At 46.6% G+C, this 7,138-nt stretch carries 5 protein-coding genes; all 5 read left to right on the top strand.

All coding sequences use genetic code 11. The annotated features are described in order from the left end of the window. Positions 1-2,648 (top strand): ATP-binding protein (locus tag NWF04_00045; GenBank protein MCW4004977.1); only part of this gene is annotated, 2,648 nt, incomplete at its 5' end. Next, positions 2,620-3,315, top strand: coding sequence for a response regulator transcription factor (locus NWF04_00040; GenBank protein ID MCW4004976.1), 696 nt, complete (start codon positions 2,620-2,622; stop codon positions 3,313-3,315). The genes NWF04_00045 and NWF04_00040, both read left to right, overlap by 29 nt. A gap of 337 nt (positions 3,316-3,652) precedes the next feature. Further along, complete coding sequence (locus NWF04_00035) at positions 3,653-3,850, top strand: hypothetical protein (protein ID MCW4004975.1); 198 nt, start codon at positions 3,653-3,655, stop codon at positions 3,848-3,850. 453 nt (positions 3,851-4,303) lie between these two features. Continuing rightward, positions 4,304-4,762, top strand: coding sequence for a (2Fe-2S)-binding protein (locus NWF04_00030; GenBank protein ID MCW4004974.1), 459 nt, complete (start codon positions 4,304-4,306; stop codon positions 4,760-4,762). A 19-nt stretch (positions 4,763-4,781) separates the two neighbouring features. Next, the coding region (locus NWF04_00025; GenBank protein ID MCW4004973.1) for a molybdopterin-dependent oxidoreductase at positions 4,782-7,138 on the top strand (2,357 nt) is incomplete at its 3' end.

The following is a 7,138-nucleotide window of genomic DNA, read 5'->3' as shown; positions in this document are numbered from 1 at the left end:
AAACGGAGACCTTCACTGCCTACTTCCATGACGCCAGCAATCCCCAGAGCATCAGTGACAGTAATGTAAAGGCAATCTACGAAGACAGCCGCGGTATGCTGTGGATAGGCACAACCAATGGCCTGAATATCTTCAACCGGGAAACGGAGACCTTCACTGCCTACTTCCATGACGCCAGCAATCCCCAGAGCATCAGCAACAACTGCATTGCATCTATATGCGAAGACGCTTTCGGGTATCTATGGGTAGGGACAAAGGTGGGTTTAAATAGATTTAATGTTGAAAGCAAGATTTTCTATAACTACAAAAATGATACCAGCATTCCAAGCAGCGTTATTAATAATCGAATAATGACATTATATATTGATGCCGAAGGCATCCTGTGGGCGGGAACAATCAGCGGTATAAGCAAACTCAATTTCAACAAGCAGGCTTTTAGATACTATAGCGGTGTTCTCAACGATAATATTATGGGCATTATAAGTATTGATAGTGGGACATTATGGCTGGAGATATGGCAGGGCGTTTTAAAGTTCAACAGTGAGGAACATGTAGTTGAAACTGCCTGGGCTGATATTTTTATTGACCAGAATTACAATAGCTCCACCATGAATACATTCTGCATAGCAGAGGATGGGTCAATGTGGGTGGGTACGGACAATTCCGGTTTGCAGAGATTCGACCCGGCAACAAATAAGCTGACTGTCTATACTTGTGAACCGAATGACGAAAACAGTTTGTCGAGCAATACCATTCTTTCAGTCTATGCAAACCATGATGGAATTATCTGGGTTGGAACCACAGGCGGCTTGTGTAGCTTTAATCCTGAGACCGAAGAATTCTGCCGATACAAGAATAATCCCGAACATCAATATGGTATCCAAAATGAGAATGTCTGGATAACATATGAAACTTCGGACCAAGAGCTGTTGTTTGGAACGGATTCGAGTGTTTATAAACTTGATGAAGCAACTGGAGAGGTACTTAAGATTATTGACGGCTCCGAATTTATACATAGCCCTTATAACACCAAAATAAGCACAATGTACGAAGACAGCAATGGGTTGTTATGGCTGGGAACAAACCATGGGCTGTACTGCTATAATCTCGAAAAAGATGAGTTTGTTGCATATGGGGTAGAGGAGGCTTTGGCTGACCGCCTTATACAAAGCATAATTGAAGATGATAATGGGAAATTCTGGGTTGCTACCCACCAGGGCCTCGGCAGTTTTCGCTTAGGAGAAGGTATATATACTGAATACGGAGTACAGGACGGGCTTTGGGATAATCTATTCGCCGTAAGCGGCAGCTATAAAGCGAATAACGGCGAGCTTTTCTTCGGATGCGCAGGCGGGCTGGTATCTTTTTACCCCGAGGATATAAAGATAGACTCTGTCAGCCCTATAGTCATGATAAACGATTTCAGCTTAATCGATAAGGTAATCTCCTTTGACAGACCCATCGAAGACATAGAAGAAATAACCCTGCCTTATTCAGACAACTCTTTTGAGATTGATTTTGTCGCTCTGCACTATAAATCACCGGAATGTAATCAATACGCCTACAAACTCGAAGGCTTTGATGCGGACTGGACCTACTGCGGGGCAGATGAGAGCTTTACCAGATACACCAACATCCCCAGCGGAGAGTACAACTTTATGGTTAAAGCCTCCAATACCGATGGTATCTGGAACGAAAAGGGGGCTTACTTAAAAATAATCATTACGCCACCATTCTGGCAGGAATGGTGGTTTATTGTAATACTTATAGCCGCCGCGTTATTACTGGTGATAATCTTGATAAGGCTGAGAACCCGCGCCCTGAATGTACGAGCTCAACAGCTAGAAACCCAGGTGATAGAAAGAACCTCTCAATTAGCTGAAAAAAACAAGCAACTGGAGAAAGAAGCACAACGCCGTATTTACTTCACCAGATCCCTGGTGCACGAGCTTAAAACTCCAATCACACCGCTATTGGGTGCCAGCGAAACGCTCGCCAGCCAGCTGAAGGATAGGAAATTCAAGGGGCTTGCCAGGAATATATATAAAGGCGCTTACCAATTGAATAACCGGATAAATGAGTTACTAGACCTGGCAAAAGGTGAGGTGAACCTGCTTAAATTAAATTATAGCAAGGTCGATATGGCACGCCTTCTTAAGGAGGCAGCAAAATACTCATCCGCGCAAGTTTCAAAACGGGGATTATCACTATCGCTGGACTTACCAGATCCCCTGCCAAGATTATCGGCTGATGAAGAACGGATAAAACAGGTGGTGACCAATCTGCTTGATAACGCTATAAAGTTTACCCCCGAAGGGGGCGAAATTGCGCTGAAAGCCGAAGAAAATGACAGGAATATACTTATCGAGATATATAACAGCGGCCCGGGGATAACTAGAAATATGCAGAAACGCTTATTTCAACCATATCACAGAATCGAATCAGACAGGGAACACCTCAGCGGGCTTGGTTTGGGGTTAGCCTTATGCAAGATACTGGTTGAACTCCACGGAGGGAAAATATGGATAAAAAGCCAGAAACAGAAAGGATGTACGTTTGTATTTTCACTCCCATTATACAATGGTCACATTAGCCAGAATAGAGATGTGGAGGCGGACATTGAGAATACTATTAATCGAAGACGATGAGAATATAGTTGATTATGTAGATAATGCCTTCCAGATAGGTTGGCCTGCAGCCAAGCTTATATCTGCTCATCTGGGCAGAAAGGGCGTAGAGCTTGCCAGGGATGAGGAGCCAGATATTATTCTTCTTGACTTGGGATTGCCAGATATGGATGGCTTTGATGTATTGAATAGTATTCGTGCGTTCTCAGCAGTTCCGGTCATTATCCTCACCGTAAGAGGAGAAGAGGTGGATGTAGTAAAAGGGTTGGGGATGGGGGCAGATGATTATGTGGTAAAGCCATTCAGGCTGATGGAATTGCTGGCAAGGATTAAGGCGTTACTGAGAAGACAAGAGCCTCCCGAGAAAGACTTATCCCTGGCTTATGGTCCCTTACACTTCAAATCCTCTTTGCAACATATTGTGTATGGAGAAAAGGACATAACTCTTACAAAAACAGAAGGGCGAATACTATTCGAGCTTATGGCAAACAATGGCGAAGTTGTAACCCCTATGGAGCTGGTGAAAGAAGTCTGGGGGCAGGAATATCCAGAAACTATCTCTAACATCAAAAACTATATTTATCGCTTGCGCAAGAAACTTGAGGATGACCCTAAGAATCCAAGGCTTATACTTACAGCCACCGGCGAGGGTTATTATTTGGTAAAACAACCCCAAAAGATAAGATAATTCCCCACAAGGAAAATTGTTGGGATACCCCCCCGCCCCGTGCATCCATATATTAGAGAAAGCTATTGGGCGCAGGGACCCCAAATCTCTTCTTAATCTGCAACTTAATACCATATTGTCATTAAATCTCCACCTGATTGTCACCCCTAGCGACTGAGTTTCCACCATGAACTAGAGTATGTTTATATAAAATAATATCTCTAAGTAGAAATTAAGTGATTGTGTTTATAAGCCATAAGCATGGGAGTGTTTGCAGTTTATCACGATAAAGCCGCCGCTTCTGCACTGGGGTAAAGCGAACCAGAGCCAATATCAATAAATTAAAGGAGTCCTTAACATGAATGGCAACAACGCAATACCGGCGTTTGAAAAGGAAGGGTATGGTGATGCTTTGGGTAAGGTGCGTACCACCATCGGTATAAGGCAGATTACAAAAGAGAAAATGGATAAAAACAGGGCCCCGGGGCAATGCTATAACGGTTTTATATGGCAAATGATCGACCTGTGGGAAAGAACCAATGGCAATAGGAGTTAGATAACAATAATCCCAAAACACAGGGGAGGTGATGCCTATAGGAATGTACAGGTCAATTACCCCCGACTCAACATGAAAAGATAAAGGTCGAAAAGGAGAGTATATAGCAGTATGACTAAGGAAAAGAAAACAGAATCCGGAGTCATTTCCAGAAGAGAATTTCTTAAAGATGCCGGTTTGCTGGTAGGCGGCACCGCCATCGGTTCAACGGTGCTACTGGCTGCCTGTGGCGGGGAGACTGAAACGGTTACCGACACGGTTACCAAGACCAACACCTCTACGGTAACAGCATCCGGCGGAACAGCGACGGTTACTACTACAGCGCCGGGCACCACATCGATGGCGACAGTCGTCCAAGATAAATTCATCTGTCCCATCGATGGGCAAGAGTTCGACTCACTGGCTGAGCTGAAAGCCCATTTTGAAGCCGAGCATGGCGAAGATGCGGCGGCATTGAATGTAGTTAAATTCACGGTAAACGGAAATGAATATGAACTACAGGTTAATCCAAACGAGACGCTCCAGGACGTACTCCGTGAAAAGTTGGGGCTTACATCACCTAAAGACATGTGTTTTGGTTACGGTGCTTGTGGCTCTTGCACTGTTATTATGGATGGCAGACCAATACTATCCTGCATGGTATTAGCTATAGAGTGCAAAGGAACAGTCATAGAGACTTCTGAGGGGATTGCCGATGCCAAGCATCCACTGGTTGAAAGCTTCATTAGAAACTACGTTGCGCAGTGCGGCTATTGCATACCAGGTTTCGTGTGTACTGCCAAAGCCTTGTTGGACCACAACTCAAATCCTACAGAGGAAGATATACGCGATGCCCTTGCCGGTAACATTTGCCGCTGTGCCTGCTATCCAACTCTGGTCCCCGCAATACTGGAAGCGGCTGAGGAACTTTAAGAAGGAGGCATGAATAAAGATGTATGGTATTGAACCTGACGAAGAATATAAGCCATGGCTATGGCAAGTGCCGGATGATGGCGTAATCGGGAAGGATGGTGTGCTGTGCCTGGATGCCTGGGACAAGGTAAGCGGCAGGGGAATTTATGCCAGGGATAGATATCTCCCCGGTACGCTGTATGCCAAATACCTGCGCTCCCCATATCCTCATGCCAAAATCAATAGTATTGATGTCAGCAAAACCGAAGCCCTACAGGGTGTGAGGGCTGTATTCACATATTCTGAAAAGGATATGTGGGATGGGCCTTTGGGGTCGGCTTCGGGGAAGTGTTATGCGCGTTACGGGCGGAGCCCGGTCATCGGCAACGTTGCTTTTTATTACGGGCAGCCGATTGGGGCCGTAGTTGTCGCTGAAAGTGAGCTGCTGGTAGACGAGGGACTGAGGCTTTTAGAAATAGATTGGGATGTGCTGCCATTTTGCGTAGACTTCAGGGAAATGTTAGAGCCCAATGCTCCTATATTACTTCCGGAGGTTACACCGGACAGCAACATACAGAGTGAGGTCATAGTGCAATATGGCGGTGACGCTGAGGCGGCTTTAAAAGAAGCCCCCAATTTAATAGACGTCACTTTTCATATCGAAGAAGACGAAGTCGCCCAAGGGCACCCTTGTGATACCGTCCAATACCTGGGACAGTACCCGGATACCGGCATATTCGAGCTATGGTCACAGAATCAAAGCTGGACAACCTACCAGAAACAGAATTTCTTCAGTAAGGTTCCTTGGTTGCCGGTAAACAGGCTGATTTACCATTCGCACCATAACGTGGCTCAGTTCGGCGGGCACAGACATGATATGGTAACAGACAACCATGTGATAGCCGTTGATATAGCCAGGGCTTTAGCCGAGAGGGGGATTACCAACCAGCCCATAAAACTGCTGACGGATGTTGGTTTCTATCAACCAGGAGACCACTATGGTTTGTATCAGATGACCATCGGCTTCAAAGACAATGGAGAGATAACAGCGGTTAAAGAAACCACCTACCAGTGTATGGACTATACCGACCAGATTGATAAAATACACAAAGCCAGTAAAATCCCGAATCTGTATCTTAAGGCTATGTATGTCGCCGAAAACAGGGGCATTACCCATTGCTACAAGCACGGCGATGGTGCCTGCACCTCACATACCGAGCCTTTCGACCAGGTGGCGGCGGCATTGGGGATGGACCCGACAGAAGTCGCCCTGATAAACGATGGCTGCAAAGAGCACGATATGGAATGGGTCAACGAGAATGTCAAGAAGGCTCAGGGATTCGACTACACTCGTGACAGCCTTAAAGAGGTGCTGGCAATGGGCAAAGACCTGATAGACTGGAACAACAAATGGCACCAGCCGGGCACCAAGATTCTGCCCAACGGTAACTACCACGGTATTGGTTTTACCTGGCAGGTCAGGTGGGCTCACGGCCCCGGCAGCATGAGCGTTGGGCTTAGGATGGAACGGGACGGGACAGTCATTCCCCTTTCCGAATTCCAGGATATCGGTGTACACCGTTCTACTACCTATACTCAAGTAATAGCCAGTGAACTGGGCGTGAAATATGAGGATGTAATTTTCAGGGAATTCCAAACCGACCCTGGCTTTGAGCTTAACGCCCCCGGCGGCTCCAGTGGAATGTGTATAAATCTGCCCTGTCTAGTAAGAGTTGCCAGAAAGCTAAGGCAGCTAATCTTGGAAAAGGCTGTATCGCCGCGCCCGGGCTCTTGGGGCGGTCCTGACCAACCACCCTTTTTCCCAGATATGGCGGCTGATGACCTGAACATGATGGACGGTGAGATATTTGAGAAGGCGGACCCGAGCAACAAAATCACCGTAAAAGAACTGGCGGCTGCACATTCGATGAATCTTTTTGCCTGGGATTTCTCCCCCACCTTGACAGACACCCAATACGATATGCTCAGGCAGGCTTACTTCGCTGAGGTGGAGGTTGACCCTGATACCGGGCAGGTTCAGGTACAGAAGGTAGTCGTCGTGGCCGATGCCGGTCAAGTAATCAATGTGAGGTCGTGGGATTGTCAGTTGTTCGGCGGTGTCTATATGGGTATCAGCCGTTCCAACCAGGAACAGATTATCTACGACCCCATTGAGGGCGTCAGACTTAACGATAACCACATAGGCTATCCGATTGTCTTGATGAACGATATACCAGAAGGTGTTGTACGTGGAACTGTAGAAACCCATTTCGGTTATTCTGCCTACGGAGCCTGCGGCATTGGCGAAAACCCGGCTGCCTGCACCGCTTCTCTAACCAGAAATGCTGTCCACAATGCCATCGGCAAGTGGGTAGACCTGAAGACCACACCGGAGAA

It is taken from the genome of Candidatus Bathyarchaeota archaeon (assembly GCA_026014465.1).
In the GTDB taxonomy this organism is placed as follows: Archaea; Thermoproteota; Bathyarchaeia; order Bathyarchaeales; family Bathycorpusculaceae; genus JADGNF01.
This window is presented reverse-complemented; position numbering and strand designations above follow the sequence as displayed.